Source organism: Megalodesulfovibrio paquesii, assembly GCF_054653055.1.
Map to the genome: position 1 here is coordinate 377,352 of NZ_BAAIGQ010000007.1, position 16,910 is coordinate 394,261.

Sequence of the window (16,910 nt, forward strand, 5' to 3'; positions counted from 1 at the left end):
TTTGCCCATAAAATAATATGAAGGCCGAGTGTATAGGCTAGTTCAAAAAATTGTATTATTTCGAACGGCTGTTTTTGTTCCTCCTCCATGTCTAGTCACCCTCGGGCGGCATTTGATTTTCACCACTCCTCTTGTAAATGCATCCTCCGAAGACTTGCTCGACCACACATAGGCTTCGCCGGTTCCGAGATGGCTCATCTTGTCGGAGGTCAGTTCGCCAAGGGCGGCATTCGCCTTCTGGATATGCTTCAGCCAAGCGGGTGAGTTGAATTTGTGCATGATGATCTGCGATGACAGCTCGATCAGCGAGACTGGGACCGATGGCGGGTCCTGAGAGGCGACCATGATGCTGGTCCCCTTGTGTCGCATCTCACGGACAACCTCTACCAGGCCGGAAACTAGGTCATCGTTCTCGATGTACTTGTGGGCTTCATCAAAAACCACCAGCTTGTTGAAGGCGCTTCCCTGGTAGGTTGCTTCCGAGAAAATCTGCAGCATCACCACGAACAGACCGAGGGCCTCGTTCTTTTCGATGTATTCATCTCGCAGATCCACGATGATCAACCGGCCTGGCCGAATCAGATCCTGGAGACGCTGGTTGTCATCGATATATTCGCTGGCGAACAGCAGACGCGTCTGGGCCAGCTCTTTCAGGTGATCGGACAGGCCAGAGTTATCGATGCCTGCTCGCAGGGCATCCAAGGTCAGGTTATCCCGCAGCCCCCGCATGATGAGATTGATTTGCCGCATATACATGCTCTGACTGCCAATCGCTCCCATCAAGAATTTCCAGTGAGCCGCCTTGAGTTCGGAGGCAGAAAAGGCAATCGGCTTAACCTCGATATCCGGGTACTCGGCCCGGCGATTATCCACCTTGTTTGCCGGGGTAAGAATCAGGACATCCTTCAGGGCCTCCGGGTTGGCCTTGTAACGCTCACGAAGGATGCGGATCTCTTCGTCCACCGAGTTGGCATTGATCATCGATGTAAACTCCGGCGCATAATCCTGCGTCGGGCTGTAATGGAAAATGACCGTAGCGAGCGGGCTTGGCAGCACATTGATGTGTTGGAGCGGCATGGAGGCCATTTCAATGACGGTTCCAAGGGTGTAGCTCTTGCCGCCGCCTTGAACCCCAAAGAGACTGATCGTGTGTGTGTGGTTGAGGTCCAGGGCGATCTTTCTGCCGGAAACCTCTCCGAGCAAACCGTACTGAGGCGAGTCACCATTGACACCCAGCATGATGTCAAAACTGGCCTCGGTTTGAGGCGCGGGCTCTGGTGTCGGATGCTCCGGCGCTTCATGCTCGGGTTGAACAGGTGCTTCCGGTTCAACAGCGACGACAGCGGACTGTTCGGCTTCTTTGCCTTCTTCAGGCGCGATGGTGGAAAGTCGAGGTGCTTGCTCGACGGGTTCCGCCTGTTCTTCCTTTTCCTCTTGGGCAGGTGCGGGTGTCTCCTCTGCGGCAGGATGTGTTGTCTCGATGATTGGTGGCTCCGGCTCTTCGTCCCAGAGCTCATCCACCGTCCAGGACGTTGACCGGGCTCTCTTGGGCGCGATGAAAGCGGCTGTCTCGAGCTTCGGCACGTTCGGAATGAACTGCTCGCTCAGGAGATGGGCGGTCGGCTCCTCCTCAATCTCGATGGACACATGCTTGCGGCAGTTCTCCAGCAAGGCGTGAATGAGATCCTTGCCGATGCGGTGGAATTCGATACCCACCTCGTTGTCCGGGGCTTCGGTTCCGGCCTTGTCAAAGTCGAAGATCAGGGCGCACCGTCTGAATTGAAGCGAGTAGCCCTGTTCGATGGATTCAAGTAGCCCTCGCGCTTCCTGCGCGGCGGTGACATCAAAGATCCCGTAACGCAGTGAGCGTTCCAGATAGAACCGAAGGATCTGCGCCAACTCCCGGCTCTTGAGCAACCGATCCGGCCGGTCCGGCTTTTTCAGTGCCGGGTCAAAGTGGCGCTGTAGGATGCGCTCACTCTGATTGATTTGGGCAGAAATATCCTGCTTCAGTCGATTGAAATCTGCAAAACTCATTTCCCTTTGATAACACTTCACCTCGACCAGGTTGCAAGTGATCGTCCTGGTGTTCAAATCCAGGTCGAACAAACCCAAGTCGGTGCGTTGCAGGCTGATGGCATCGTTGACGTCGTCTGATTCACCGCTTGAGCGGTAGAGGTCCGTGTGTGCATCCAGCGGCACAATGACCTGATTGCTCAACGCGCCCTGATATTCGAGATAGAGCCGCGCCAGGGCCAGGCCAAGAGCCTCCGCCTGTTGCGTGCGTGCGGAAATCAGTTTCAGCGCAAGCTGGCCGGAAAGCGACCGCAGGTTTGCCAGGATTTGAACCGACTGCTCGCCGTCGGCGGACAACCCGTGCTCAATCAGCACCGGCTTCAGCATGGCCTCCAGCTCATCGTTCGAGCGCGAGGAGATGATCAGGTTATGAGTCGCCTGGGAGCTGGCTCCCGGCACATAGTCAATCAGATAGTCCGGTCTATTCTTCCGACCGCCATGGTCGAAAAACTCAATCCCCATATTTCGGTCGATGGTGAACACCCAATCGCTGATCTGGTGAACCTCGTAGATCAGCTCTCGTTGGGCCACGTCGAGGCCAAGGGTCACGACGGGTACGGCTTTGAAACTGGCACCAGAAGCAGCAACCGCTGAGGTGGCGAAACAGAGGTGACGGCTAAGTGATGACAGCAAATCGAAACACCCAGCGTGGTTGTCCGCGCCGAGGGAGCGCCCAACAATCGGCCGCTTATTCCAGAAGGTACCCGAATCGTCATCAACGAATTCGGTGTCGAAGTCCTGTATCAACCCATGCAGCGGAGTCACTCCCATTGGCCTCTCGGCTATGGAAAGCTCCTCGGCGGGGAACACATCCAAAAGAATGCTGATGTGCGCCAGAAACTCCTTGGAATTAGCATGGAATTCATTCAGCGCGTGCTTGGCCAAGTTCAGCTTGGAAAACAGATGGCTGCCAGTTGAAGTCGCAAACGCGTCGGCTGCCTCGTTCACATTGGCTCCAGGACGGACCATGGATTCAATAGCCTCACCCAAAACAGGCGAGTCGGGATCGGAGGTAAAGAGCCGGATGTCATAGCGCAAATCGGCATGCTCACGTTTCTGCTGGAGCGATATCAGGGCCTCCGCTATCACCGAACCGCCCCCGGGGTTGAAGATGTTCAGGGATAGCTCTCGCACATACGGATGCTGTGAGAGATAGCGCTCGATCTTGTCCGCAATGACCTTTCCGGAAATATCGGTTCCCGCCGCAGAGGGCTCGGACAATCCGAGGGCCGAACAGATCTCCGCCATCAGGCCACGGGAATTCTCCTCGGTGGTCGGGGCGTAGAGCGCCCAAAACGCATTCAGGTTGTCTACCGACGTGAAGATGCGGCCGTCCTCTACCGGAATACCGACCGGATAGGCAGAGGGCACAAGGCCATCCAACAGGGCGAAACGGACGTGAGGAATGTGATCTTTCCCACCTGACTTGATCTTCTCGATCCAATCCTTGCCCAGGGTGACCCAACTGCTCAGCCACAAGGCACGGAGCGGATGGGTTGGTGAGACCAAAACAGCCTCGCGATGCCTTCCACGGAAGTCGGTCAAGATGACATGAATGGAATCAACGGCCAGCACATTTCTGAGTGCTTGTATGTGTTGCTGACGCTCGGCACCGGAAGTCGTCTCGGCCTGACGGATGAGGTTCCTGACCAGGTCAAGGTAGCTTTCAGCATAGGCGAGGCATTCCTTTTCCGAGTCCCGGAACGACAGCCCCTGCATGATCAGCTCGGCAGTGTCTTTGCGCACCGCTGCAAAAAACTCTTCGCGGGCAGCCAGGAAGGAAGCCATCGCAGCAGAAGGTGGCAGCGTGAGTCCGACCTCGGAGGGCGGCTCGGCGGTATCCAGGTTGATCTGCATTCGCCAGCCTGACGGGTGCTTGGGCTCCGCCAAGATGCGCTGCTCGATGGTTTTGAGCATACGCGAAAGCGGGATCTGAACCGCTCCCTCACGACCGAATTTTGCGTGCAGGGTTTCCTGGCGGGAGGTCTTCTTGGAACGACCGCCCACGGCCCAGGCGACACCGCTGATGGCGATATCATCGGGATCGCGTTCATCGCCCAGGGCAGTCAGTTGCAGCCGGAAACGTGCATGCTCCAGGCTCTGCTCAATGGGGATGGCGCGTTGCGGCGGTTCTTCCTCAATGTTGCCACCGGGCAGGACGTAGAAAGGTTCGCTCTCATAAGAGCGTTTAGCGCCCTCGGAGGCGGAATCCGCTTCCAGCGGAATCGGATCGCCATCGGCCGTCCAAGGCATTACACGGATGAAATGCCATCCTTCCTCGAATTCGATTTTATTAAGTTTGGCCAGGTTGGTCCTGCATTGCAGGCGGTTGGGCGTCCAGGCTTTGACCTTTTTGGATTTTCCTACCGGGCCGTCATTCTGCGAAATGATCTGAACCGTAAAATGGTCAAGCCCGCTGACCTTGCCGGGGTGAGGGTTAACCTCAAATACCACGTTCATTTTGCGGCGATCGTTCGGGACCAGAACCTGTTGCCCGATGAGGCCGGAGAGTTGGTCGTCGGACTCATCCTCTTGAACGACCGGCAAGTCGGTCTCCAGCACTGTCAGAAGAACCTTGTCCAGCGAAAGCTCTTCCTGGAAGGTCCATTTGTCGAAAGATATGCTCCACCAGCTCTTGTCGGTCGCGATGGGCGCCGTCCAGGATTCGGGCTCCTGGACATCGTATTTTTCAAAGTAGGCGAATAGGCGCGACTCCAATGCCGTATCGCTGAGCCCCAGATCAGCGATACGGCCACGAACCGACTTGTGCGAGGTCATCAGACTGCGGACGCTGCCGAGGTTACGGCGAATCTTGCCATTGACCATGCCGGGATCGGCAAAGAGCTTGAAGTCAGGAATCAACGTCAATTCATAGAGGCTGGCCCCGAGGGTTTCTCCATCAATCCCGTTTTCGAGCGCGGTGAGCAGATACCTCACGCGGGAAACATCGTCGGCAAACAGCCATCCCTCCTCGGTGAAGATGCCAAAAAGATCACTGACATGGCCGACCAGCGTTGCCGGGAGCCGGTCAAGCAGCGAGTCGATCAGGTCCTCGTAGATGCCGGTGAAAGCCAACTCCTCGAAGGTCGCCACGCCAAAAGAGTCCTCGGCGCTGGTACGGAGCGAGGTCGGAATAAAGACCAGCAATGGCTGGCGCAGCTCGCCATTCGCGTCAGGGTTACGCAGTTCCACCAGCTTGGTGGAGGTCACCCGGAAAGGCATACCCTCCTGGTCATGGCTGCCGAGGATAAAGATGTTTCCGTCGGGCCGGGTTCGCCGCAGTTCCTTGCAGACCGACTCCATGACATCGTCATCAAGATCGGTGACCCGCATGCAGTGGCCTGGGCCACGATCACCCAGGATCGCTTCGATACGAGGGCACAGCAGACCAGCTACCGCCGCGTTCAGTTTATCCTGGGAAAGCTTGGTGAACGCGTTACTCATGCGTGCCTCCCGTTCTTATCAGTTCCGTCATTTCTCTCAATCGCATAGCGGGGCGATACCTTCTGGGTCACGTAGGCATCCGACAGGTCTTCGTAGAATCCGATTTCACGCAGGCGGCGCTTGAAGGCCTCGAGGTTGAGGCGCAGGGCGCGTCTATCCAGGATGCTACTGTTGCCCTGAGCTCCTTCCGGTAGCCGGTCGATGTGAAGGCCGTAGCGGTTTCTCAAAAAGGCCAGCAATTCCTCGATGCGGACCTCGCGGGTCACGAAACGCCCGCCGTCCTGGGTGAGCACGGCCACCTGAAGGAGCACTTCGAGCAGTTTGCTTCCCAGCACAAATCGCCGAGGACTTCCCTTGGTCCGGGATTGGGCCAGCAGGCCATTCTCTTTGTTCTTCAGCATCAGCGAGTCCAGACACTCGGTGATGTACTGGCGGTGATACTTGCCGCGATACGCCATCAGTATTTCGATGAAGGATTCGAATTCGCCCAGGCCCATGCCAGTGACTTCCCGGATCTCCGGATCGACGTCCTCGTTCCCGGAGGTCGATTCCTCGATCAGGCTCGCCAGACGGAATTTGAAGTAGGCTTGGCGCTCGGCGTCGTGCTCGGGCTTGAGCAGGGATACCAGGTCGCCAACGGTGAACACGCCGCCCCCAGGGGTAGCCAGCTTGCCCGTCTTCTTGCTCAGGTATTCCGCCATCTCATCGAGCTTCTTGACGACGAAATTGGCCTGCACAAAGGCCGGTATCTGACGATAGAGCCGGTCAGTGGACTTGCGAGCCAACTCGGCCATGTGCGGATTGTTGACGTCGCCCATATCCACGACCAGCGCCACGCGGTAAGGACAGCCTTCCAGTGCATTGTCGAGGCCCGGGTTGATCGGGCATTCCTTGGTGGTGCAGAGATCGTTGCCGGAGCGCTGTTTCACCAGCTTGGGCAGCATCTGCAGCAGCTTGAGGTGGTAAAGCGCCAGATGGAATGCCATCAGGGTTTTGAGATAGTCCACCAGCACCGAGCGCGGAATATAGGGCTCATAGGCCAGTAGCCGCAGAATGTCGTCGGCCATAATATCGGCCTGGCCGATACACAGCGGTTGGAAGCGTGAGGGCTCCTTGGAGTCCTTCATGTCCTGGGTAACCTGATGATCCAGACGCAGGATGGCCTGCGTTTCCACGTCCACGGAAGCGTTGGGATCGTAGCGGTCCGTCACCAGGTCGATTCCCGGGAAGAAGAAGCGCTTCAAGGCATCTCGCGCCGCTTGGCCTTTGCCTTTGCGGGCATAGAAAAGCATCCAGTAGATCTGCTCGGCAGCGCCGTAGTCACGGGTATGCTTGGCGTTGCGGAATTTATAGGTATTGCCATGCAGCGGCCTTGGAGCGGCCACGGCCTGATTGGCTTTGCCCCGATTGACCACATCCATCAGATCGGTTTCGATCCAGCGGTGTACCACCTGAGGAAAGCGATCAAAGCCCGCAAACCATTCAGGATGCTCAAGGAAGTCCTCCATGAACTCTTCAACGGTCAGGTCACCGCCACGGGGCGGGCGTCGGCTGGCATAACCATCGTATTTCAGCCGGGGAAAGAGCATGGTCAGCACACGATCCATCTCGATGTGCTTGAAATCGACGTAGGTGGTCTTGGGAGTGCGGAACTCCTTGTCTCTGCCTTTGATGCTCATGCTTCAGCCCTCCTGCTTACCTTTCCCAGATGCAGGATGCCTTTGTCGTCGCGCCGGATCTGGAAGAATTCGAAGCCGCTTTCAGTGAGGAGCACCTCCTGATAGGGAGCGGCGGATAGAACGTTCTTGAACACCGCCAGACTCAGGTAGAAACCTTCCTGCTCCTCGATGCTGGGACGGTAGCCGTTGTTGAGCCGCATCAGCATTTCATAGATGTCGAGATTGATGCGCAGGCTGGCCTTGTGCCCGTCGCCGGAGTCGTAAAGCAGCACCAGCGCCTGAGACAGGCACTCGAGGAAAGGATGAGCCGCCGTTTCCTGCTCGGTGCGGAGCGTAAAATGGTCGCCGTCAAAGAGGCGGTAACTGCGGATGGTGCCTTTATCCACCTGGCGAACACGCAGCGCCAACTGGTTGCCCAGCCGCGCCGGATCGCTCAGACCTTCGCCCCGGTTGACGGCCCGGAGAATAGCGGTCACCTCATCGGCGCTTTTCGCGCCTGGCTGCTCAATGGCATCCAGGAAGGGATCGATGCTTCCGTAAGGCAGCATCTCCTTCCAGCCGATGTCGCGTCGTTCAAAGAAATGGCGACGGCGCATGTGCGAGAGGTAATTCCGGTGCTTGGCGATCAATCGGGCACGGTTCTTCGATGAGTAATCGCGAGGCAGACTGCCAAACAACGTCTCCACCAGTTCATTGTCATACCCGGCTCGCTCCGCGAACGAGAAGCGGCTCATGGCCTTGGTCTTGGGATTGAGGAAGCCAAGCTCGCGGTCCAGATCGGGGTTGCTGACTTCGGCAACATCGATCTCGCGCAGCAAGGCAATCAGCCGGTCATTGGAGCCGTTCGCCCCGCCAAGCCACGAGTTGAAATAGAAACCGTCAAGGATGCGATTCTGAGTCTCCTCACCACCGTTCTGATAGAGCTGGTGAATGCCGTCGCAGTCCTGGGTGCCCACCAGCATGAAGGCCAGCGCCGAACGCAGGTCGCGCATGGTGATGTGCAGTCGGCCGCGCAGATGGGTAATGGTGTAGAGCATCTTCAGGCGCTCGATCACCTTGGGTCCGGCAACCGGGTCCTGGAAGGTTCGGGCGTTATGGTAGGCAAAGCACTTGCCCTTGAGGTCGCACTTCTCGCAGGCCTGCCAGTATTCCTGCTGCGTCATGCGGGCAATCAGCCGCTCCAGAATCGAAGGCTGACCTTCCTCGGGTTCGGCGACCACCGAGCGCAGGTTGAGGTTGATGACCGCGATACCGCCCTCCGGAGCAGCCCCGGCCAAACCCTGCTGGATCTGCTTGGCGAGCAGCGGGAACTCCTCTTCATGCTCCAGGAAGAAATCGACCAGCCGCCCCTCGTTGATCGCGATCAGGCGGGTCTGATTCGCGGGCCAACCGGAGGCGTCCTTACCCGCGAAGGGAGCAAAGAACTTCTGCAGCACGGCATCGTTGCGCTCGTCGCCTTCATCCTGGCTGCCGTCGTAGTTGCTCTGGTAGGTATGCCCCCTGAGCTGGAACACGGCCCCATTCGGGCCACGCTGCATCTGTGCGCCCTTGCTCTCGGCAAAGGCCTCGAACTGCTGAATGAAGGCCGTCTTGCCGTCACCGGCATTACCGCTAATGATGACAAGGCGAAACTCCCCCTTAAGCAGCGCTGGCTTGAGTTTTTCATCAAGATAGGTGGGCACGTAGGTGGCTTTGCCAACCTCGTCGAGGCCACGGGTGCCCGCGTTGGACACCTGACTCTGGCTGTAGAGGGTCAGAAGGTGCGTGACAAAGGGGTTGGTGTTGGGCCTGGTTGGCTCGAAGCCTAAAAGGCCGACGGATTTTGTCCCGTTCCCCAACTCGCCTGTCGAAAAAGTCTTTCGATATGGGGGCTTGACCTCGGCCATGGCCATCAGGAACTCCTCCACGGAAGCGAAGCGATCCTTTCGCTCCGGCGCGATCATCTTCATCACCACATGGACCAGCGATGAGCTGAGGTCGGCGCACCCTTTGAACTGCTTGGGGTCCTTGGGCTGAGTCTTGATTTGTGGCGTGGGGTCGTCGAAAGGATACTTGCCTGTCAGGCACTCATAAAACGAGATGCCCAGGGCATAGAGGTCGCGAGCCATCCGATCCGAGGCATCCGGCTCGGAGGAGTAATCGTAATCCGGCGGCAGGTAACGGCGCGTGCCGCCACCGCCTTGAACCTCGTCGTTCTCGGAGACAGCGACGTTGAAATCAATGATGCGGACCCCCTTGTCGGTCCACAACAGGTTGGAGGGCTTGACGTCCTGATGGTATACGCCGTGCTTGTGGAGATGGGCCAGTCCGTCGGCGGCCTCGCGCACGATGCGCACGGCATCATCCACGGATAACGCTTCGGCATTGATCAGCTCGGAGACGTCCAGGCCTTCCACGTACTCAAAGACGATGTATGGCGTCTGCTTGGCGTCGGCCATGCGGTCCGCCCAGATCACCTTCACCACATGCGGATGGTCCGGCAGGTTGGTCAGGGTCTTGTATTCGCGGCGCAGCCGTTCATAGACGCTGCGGCGATCCTTGGTCACCAGCTTGATGACTCGTACCACGTCGCCCAGGGAATCGAACACCTTGTAAGCCACACCGAAGCCACCGCTGCCCAGCTTCTGCTGAATGCGGAAGCGATCCCCCAGGATGCAATCCTTCGGCAAATCCATCAGGTCATCCTGGAGCCGAGGCTGAACCACGACCGGGGCGTTTCCATCCGGGGCGGAGTCATGCTTGGCCTCGGGCAGAATCAAGTCATCCAGGCCCTTGCGGGCGATGGCCGCGCTGGTATGGCGGTCCTCTGGGTCAAACTCGCAGAACTTCTGCAGCCACTCGTCGATCCCAGTGGGCAGGTCCGGCTTGTGTTCCGAGGGCTTCATCGAAAACTTGCCGTCGGCCTCCATCATCTGGTCGACGCTTTCATAGGGCAGCTCGCCAGTCAGCAGCTCATAGAAGATGATGCCCGCCGAATACAGGTCAGATGCAATGCTGGCCTGGTCTGGGTATCGTATGCATTCTGGTGCCTGGTAGTGCTCCTGCTCCTTTCTGGCCAATTCCTCGACGATGAGGTGCGCAATGGTCGAGGTGCGATGTTTTCCTACCCGCGCGTAATCATAGTCCGTGACGCGTGATTGCCCGCCCTTGGTCACCAGAATGGCGTCCGGGGTGAGATTGCGGTGGATCACCTCATGCCGGTGCGCGTGGTCCAGGGCCGACAGCACGTCGCGCATCACCTGGAGCTTTTGGTCGAAAGTCAGCGCCAGGGAGGGTTTGTGGATGTGCAGGCGCAGGGCTTGGCCGGGAATATCATCAGTAACGATCGTAAACTGGTCTTGCTCCTCGGATTCTATGAACTCTCGAACCTTCAGGATGGATTCATGACTCGGAAGGTTCGTGACGGCTCGAAAGGCGTTGCTAATGAGCAGGTATTCCTGCTGGCGGTCTTCTTCGGACTGGTACGGGTCCGCCTTATACACTCGAAGTCGAACAACACCTCCGCTTTTGCCCATTCGATTATGCTTGGCGCGGTATTCGGTGTAGCGGTCGGAGCCCCCCAGCTTCTCTTCCACCTGCCAATCGCGGAACACCAGCGCCGCGCTCCTGGGCTTGGCGTTGCCGGTGATGGCCTTGGCGATCTGGGAGTGGAAGCGGGTGATGTTATCCAGCCGGTTGTCGGGGATGCGGCTCGTGTCGCGGAAGTATTTCAGGCAGTGCTTGAGGTCGGTCACGTCCGGACTGTCGATGCCTGCCTGGTCGAACACGGCGGCGTCATCAGCGGTGAGCAGCACGGCGGCATGCACATAGGCCTTGCGCAGCTCGATAAGCCCGGCGTTGCTCTCCCGGATGATGGTGGCCATGGCCTTGGCGTGGCCGCGCAACTTGGCCAGCGGCGAGAAAAACGGCTGCCGCCCCTCGGGATACCACTTGGAGCCATACACATCGATGTTGCCCCGCGTCCCTTTGACATCCACCAGGTACACCGCGTGGGGCGCGAGGATGGCGAGGTCGATTTCGAACACCTCCTCGCCCTGGCGCATCTCGAAGTTGTGGAAGAGCAGCCAGCCATCGGGCAGATGATCCCGCAGGAACCCGATGGCTTGGCGTTCAGAATCGTTCGCGGGGTGCCCGATGGGGATGACCTTGGCCATCAGCGACCTCCCTCCTCGATGGCGCGTTCGACAAGGGCGCGGGCTTGGTTTTCGCAGTCTATTGCCTCATGACGAAGTTTGGCGCTTTGAAGTCCAATATCGCCAACTTGCTCAATAATGTTGTTCGCAAAGTTTGGAATGAGGACTTGCCCTATCTGTGCAACGTCCAGATGTGGTATAGACGAGCCATATGCCCTTGTTTTCAATTGCCGAAGCCCATATTCTGACCTCAGCCAGATAAAAAGAAATCCTGAAACAATGTCTGTATTGCAATGAATGCGGATCGCATCTTCGGAAACAGCCCCTCCGGTTAGAGAACCATAAGGCAAGACTGCAATTCCAATAATGCCAGCTATTTGACCAGATCTTGGAATCAATACCGTTTTTTGGTCAACCAACAACTGCTCGACTCCTTCCATGCGCTTGGGAATCAGGTAACCAGCTTGCGGTTCTGCCCACATCAGAGCCGTAGTGCCAAAGAATGGGATTCCGTGTTCGGGATCGTCAACCTGAACGCGCTTGAATCGCTTGGGCTCAAAGATTGACTGCGCCATGGCTGACACAGTCGTCATTGGCACTGACGCTTCGCCGAGAGCCGTAATAACCTCCTGGTGAAATGGGCTATGAAAACCGCCATCCATTCGCTTGAGGATGTGAGCTGAAGAAACAGCAGAAAAGCCAAACGGAATGCCATCATGCTTTGCGTTTCCTGGCACTCGCAATCCGGCAGAGCGAGAGAGCAGAGCTATGCCATCGGTTACGGCCTTGCTGGCTGCAACACGTTTTGCGGCCGCTTCCTCCACCAGGGCATGGGCCTGCTGCTCGATGGCGTCGCCAAGGCGCGGGACAGGGAGGTCGGCAATGTGATGCGGCTCGATATGCTGGATGATCGCCCCGTAGGTGCCAGAAACAATGATGGGAATGCCGAACCGACTGGAAAGGAAGGCGTAAAGGTAGCCAGGAGAAATCTTGTTGGGATCAGCGACGACCTTCATTATGTCTTGGTTAGACCAGCAGTCAGCCATGTCTTGTCTGGCATATGCCATTCTCCCGATGCTTCCGGAGCAGGTAATAAGAGTCATGCCCTCTTCAACTTTCAGGTAACTTAGTTTTGGCGAGTGGGCATCTTTTGCACTAATCATCGGCAGGTTCGTCATATCTGCCTGAAGCATAGTCGAGGTCGTTAAAAAAGGAACTCCATAGGCAGGATCATCGACGTAATTACGAACAAATTGCGGTCCGTTATAGATTCCTCCGTTGTGGCCACTGGTAAGAGAACTAAGGCTCTCCGCCTTCATTTTTTTGAGCAATTCCTTGGCTTCCACTGCGCCCGACATGTACGGCCCGCAGTCCAGACGCCGTCCATTGCTTTCCAGCCAGGTGCTTGGCACCGCCTTCACCTGAAATTTCCTGCTCACAACGTCACCTCGCCGGTTGCGCGGAATTGTCTGTACTTCTCTGCCACCAGCGGCAGTTCGTCATGGATGCGGCGGTCGCGACGCGTGGTTCGGCGGATGGTGACGTTGCCGTCAATGCGAACCCGCTCCACAACGGCTTCCTCAAAGAGGAGCTCTTCTCCGTCTGGGGCACGCTGGAACAGCAGGTTGCCACGGGCATCCACGCCGGCCCGATCCACCACAGCCATGAAGACCTTGTATTCTGGGTGGGCTGTGTTGAGCAGCTCCTCCTGGCTGCGGCGGCGCAGGAGCAGCAGGCTCGGCAAGGCAGGCGTCAAGCCGTAGTCCTTCACGGTGACCTTGAACGGCTCCACCGGCAGGTCCACCGAGGCCAGGACTTCGCAGTGGCGCAAGATCCACCAGCGGATGTATTCATCCCCAGGATTCCCGAGAACGCCATCGGGCAGCAGGATGCCCACGCGGCCGGTGCCGGGCTTCACCCATTGCAGGGCGCGCTCGATGAACAGCACCTCGGGCGGCACGCCCCCCGTGTTGATGGTTCCGGTGTTGACGTACCCGTCGCCGTCTGGCTCCTTGTTCCAGATCTTTCCCAGGTCATACCGGGTGAGGATGGACTCGTCGGCGATGACATCCTTTGTGGAGAACCAGGGGTTGAGCAGAACGATATCCATGCTGCCCAGGGACATGGCCGGGCGGGCGGCCTCGATGCCATCCAGATCGCCATCAGGGAAAGTGCGAGCATCGATGCGAAACACGCGGCCAGGATTGCCGGTGGTGAACAGCAGGTTCATGCGGCTGGTCACGGCCAGGAAGGGATCGATGTCACAGCCCAGGGCGTTGCTGGCCGCCCAGGCGGCGGTTTCGTTTTGCGCCTGGCGGATCTGTTCGTTGATGGCCTCTTCAGGCGTGGTGCCCATGGCCGCCAGCTTCTTTCTGAAGATATGCACGGCGGTCATGGCCAGGAACGTGCCGGTGCCGCTGGAGCAGTCCATGATGCGCTCGCCGGGTTGCGGATCCAGCATGGCCACGGCCAGCTCGGCCACATTGAGCGGCGTGGGGTAGCGGCCCTCGCGGCCGTCCATCACGCTGCGGGCGACCGCACGGAAGGCCCCGGTGCGGTAACGGGGCTGGGTTTCGCTTAAGTTATAGCGAGCCAGCTCCATGACCACGCGGGCGGTCTCGTGGGGCGCTAGTGTCAGATTCCAGCCACGAGCCAACAGGTTCGGCTGCCAGGCAGTTGCGGCGGTAATGGCGTTGTTGATGCGCTGGGCAATGGCCTGTTGGCCCGCCGCGGTGAACGGCTCGTCGCCCCGGATCCAGAAGTTGCGTTGGCCGGTGGGCAGGGTCTCATCGTACATCTTGGCCAGCATCAGCACGGCCAACTGCTTGAAAGCATCCTTGTGGTCGAGGCCGAGGTTGCGGTTCAGGTACTGCCGGCAGCGCAGGAGCGCTTCCTCCAGGTCATCCGCCTCGGCGCTGACCTGCATGACGCCGCCGGTGCGGTTGAGAACCGCCGTGGCTTCTCCTGGGGCGGGCCAAACGCCCAGCGGCTTAATCAGCGTTTCAAACCGCGTGTGCTCAACCTGAAGAAGGAACTCTTCCTGCCCGTTGGTCCACATGCCCAGCGTCGCGTTGGGAATGTGCTCAAGCAGTGCCCTGAGAGGGAGCAGATCAGCATCCGCCTCGGCAAAGGAGCGCAGCTTGTCTCGCTTCTTCTGATCCTTGCAGACGATGACCCGCTGCAGATTGTCGTTGGTGTGCTCTTCGCCGGGGCGGAAAATGGCGACATCGACGCGCTTGCGCCCCTGGCCGGGAATCTGGGGGGTGTAGTTGACCTCCAGATCGTTCCGGTCAAAGCCGTAGCTCTCAATGAGCTGGCGCAACACCTTCTGCACCAGCAGCTTCTTGGCCGAAACGCTCTCCTTGTTGCCAGTCAGGATGTCGATGAAGAAATTGTCCGGGCCGCCCTCTTCGGCAGCCTCCTGCGGGGCTTCGATGATGTCGTCCTGATCGCTCATCCGTTTTGCTCCTGGAGAAATTCGCGGTACTTCTCTGCAATCACCGGCAGATCGTTATCCTCGATCTTTTCATTGCGAGTCAAGGTCCGCTCCACGAACCTTCCGCCAATGCGGATGCGCTCGGAGTGCTGTTTTGGCTCGACAATCTCTTCGCCGTCGGGGGTGCGCTTGTAGAGCTTGTTGCCTCGGCGGTCGAAGCCCACCTTGTCGGCCACAGCCATGAAGACCGGATATTCATCAATGCCGCCCAGGGCCTCGGCGCGTTTCTCTTCTTCGCTCTTGCGGCGCAGGAACAGCAGGCTGGTGAGGATATTGACGTTAGCCTCGGCAATGAAGGCCTCCACTGGAAGATCGACGGAGGCTAGGACCTGGGTTTCGCGCATGATCCACCAGCGGATGTATTCCGCCGCCGGGTTGCCAAGAATACCGTCGGGCAGAACGATGCCCATGCGGCCAGTGCCAGGCTTCAGCCACTTGATGCAGCGCTCGATGAAGAGAATCTCGGGAGCAACACTCCCCTTGCGTGTGCCGGTATTGCGGAAACCTCCGTCTCCGTCAGGTTCCCAGGTGTGGGCAAGTTCGTACTGCTCCAGGATGTGCTCGTCGGTAATCGGGATGTCGGAGCCGAAGGGAGGGTTGGTGGCAATGATGTCCATCGATCCCAGAGGAATATCCTTTTTTGCGATGGGCAGGTCGGCCAGATGCCCGAGCGGGAATTCCAAGGAGTTGATGTTGTAGATGTGGCCTCGGCCATCGCCTGCCAGCACCATATTCATTTGGGCGGCCCGGATAAGAAACGGATCAAAATCCGCGCCGAATACATTGGCTGCAGCGTACTCTTTCAGCCGTTCGTGGACGTTCAGAAACTCTGAGGTGTCCTCGTTTCCAGCCTGGGTGTTTTGCTCCTTGCGGAATTTTTGCAGCATGTGCCCCAACGTAGCCACCAGGAAGCCGCCGGTGCCACAAGCCGGATCCAGCAGGGTCTCGTTCTCCTTGGGGTCAAGCATTTCAATCGCAAGTTTTACAACCCCTCGTGGGGTAAAATACTGGCCACGGTCGCCGCGAAGGTTGACCCCCACCAACTCCTGGTACGCCACACCTTTGGCATCCACATCCGTGCGAGTGAAATCATATTTGGCCAATTCGGAAACGATGAACGCCAATGCCCTGTCGGAGAGAGTGATTTCCTCGTTGCCCCGAAAAATGTTCCCGTACTGTTTCTTGACCTCGATAAAGAGTGCTTCGATTCGTGCTCGAATGGCCTTGCGGCCCTGTATCTCGAACTGTTCTTTCGGACCAGCCCAAAAGCGCCGCTGCCAGGCCTGGCGTTGCTTGGCGCGCAGGTTTTCATCGTGCATCTTGCAAAAAATCAGGTAGAGGAATTGCCAAAACGCGGCATCCTTGGGCATGCCCTCGTTGCCATGGATAAAGTTATGGCAGCGTCGGAACGTGATTTTGAGCATCTCTGTGTCGGCGACGCGGGTATGGGCATCGGAGATGACCTCCTTGGTGCCGACCGACTCTTCGGCCATGGGCCAGTCGCCGATTGGGTTGCACTTGATTTCGAATCGCCTCTGCTCCTTCTCTACAAAGAAGAACTCCAGGCCATTGGTCCACAGGCCATACTGAACTGCCTCGACCTCACGCATGATGGCTTCGAGCTCATCGAGGTCCTTGGCGGCCTGCTCGAAATCCCGAAGACGTACGGCATTCTTGCCGACGTTTGGCTCCTGGCGGCAGAGCACGGCTCGGCCCAAATTCTCAATTGTGTGCTCATTGCCATGATGGAAGATGGCTATGTCTACTTTCTTGCGGCCACCAATGGAAAAGTCTAGCTCCATATCTTCCGGCGAGAATCCGTATTCATGAATCAAGGCACGAACAACGCGTTGGCGGACCAGCTCTTTCTTCGATTCCTTGATTCGCTTGCCGGAGACGTAGTCGAGAGTGTATCCTGCCGGGATGGTTGATTCGCTTGTCATTTTCTTCATTTTATTTTTTGGTCATTGTAGACCTTTGTTAGAGCCATCATGACAACGCTGATGAGCAACGCCTTCAGCCTGTTCTCTTTCAAGATTATCAAGCGTGTAGGTCAGTGCAGAAGTGGCCAGATGGTATCTG

The 16,910-nt window shown here is 57.8% G+C and carries 6 protein-coding genes; all 6 read right to left on the reverse strand.

Features of this window, described 5'->3' with window-relative positions:
* Positions 1–42 precede the first annotated feature (42 nt).
* From mads8 to mads2 (ACYQ00_RS18135), 6 genes are read right to left on the reverse strand one after another with little or no spacing between them, the layout of a single operon-like run.
* The gene (mads8, locus tag ACYQ00_RS18110; protein WP_460033494.1) at positions 43–5,520 is read right to left on the reverse strand and encodes a methylation-associated defense system ATP-binding protein MAD8; all 5,478 of its coding nucleotides are present in this window, start codon (positions 5,518–5,520) and stop codon (positions 43–45) included.
* Positions 5,517–7,199 (reverse strand): methylation-associated defense system protein MAD7, encoded by a 1,683-nt coding sequence (gene mads7 / locus ACYQ00_RS18115; protein WP_460033495.1) that lies wholly within the window; start codon positions 7,197–7,199, stop codon positions 5,517–5,519. Before mads7 ends, mads8 begins: the two co-directional genes overlap by 4 nt.
* On the reverse strand, positions 7,196–11,353 hold the full coding sequence (mads6, locus tag ACYQ00_RS18120) for a methylation-associated defense system protein kinase MAD6 (protein WP_460033496.1): 4,158 nt from the start codon (positions 11,351–11,353) through the stop codon (positions 7,196–7,198). Before mads6 ends, mads7 begins: the two co-directional genes overlap by 4 nt.
* Positions 11,353–12,771 (reverse strand): methylation-associated defense system restriction endonuclease subunit S MAD5, encoded by a 1,419-nt coding sequence (gene mads5 / locus ACYQ00_RS18125; RefSeq protein ID WP_460033497.1) that lies wholly within the window; start codon positions 12,769–12,771, stop codon positions 11,353–11,355. Before mads5 ends, mads6 begins: the two co-directional genes overlap by 1 nt.
* Complete coding sequence (gene mads2, locus ACYQ00_RS18130; protein WP_460033498.1) at positions 12,768–14,789, reverse strand: methylation-associated defense system DNA methyltransferase MAD2; 2,022 nt, start codon at positions 14,787–14,789, stop codon at positions 12,768–12,770. Before mads2 (ACYQ00_RS18130) ends, mads5 begins: the two co-directional genes overlap by 4 nt.
* Positions 14,786–16,780, reverse strand: a complete 1,995-nt coding sequence (mads2, locus tag ACYQ00_RS18135) for a methylation-associated defense system DNA methyltransferase MAD2 (RefSeq protein ID WP_460033499.1) — start codon at positions 16,778–16,780, stop codon at positions 14,786–14,788. Before mads2 (ACYQ00_RS18135) ends, mads2 (ACYQ00_RS18130) begins: the two co-directional genes overlap by 4 nt.
* Positions 16,781–16,910: the final 130 nt, after the last annotated feature.

Excerpts from the sequence above, each read along its gene's own strand:
- mads6 (WP_460033496.1), bottom strand. The coding sequence starts at position 11,353 with ATGGCCAAGGTCATCCCCATCGGGCACCCCGCGAACGATTCTGAACGC.
- mads2 (WP_460033498.1), bottom strand. The coding sequence starts at position 14,789 with ATGAGCGATCAGGACGACATCATCGAAGCCCCGCAGGAGGCTGCCGAA.
- mads7 (WP_460033495.1), bottom strand. The coding sequence starts at position 7,199 with ATGAGCATCAAAGGCAGAGACAAGGAGTTCCGCACTCCCAAGACCACC.
- mads8 (WP_460033494.1), bottom strand. The coding sequence starts at position 5,520 with ATGAGTAACGCGTTCACCAAGCTTTCCCAGGATAAACTGAACGCGGCG.
- mads2 (WP_460033499.1), bottom strand. The coding sequence starts at position 16,780 with ATGAAGAAAATGACAAGCGAATCAACCATCCCGGCAGGATACACTCTC.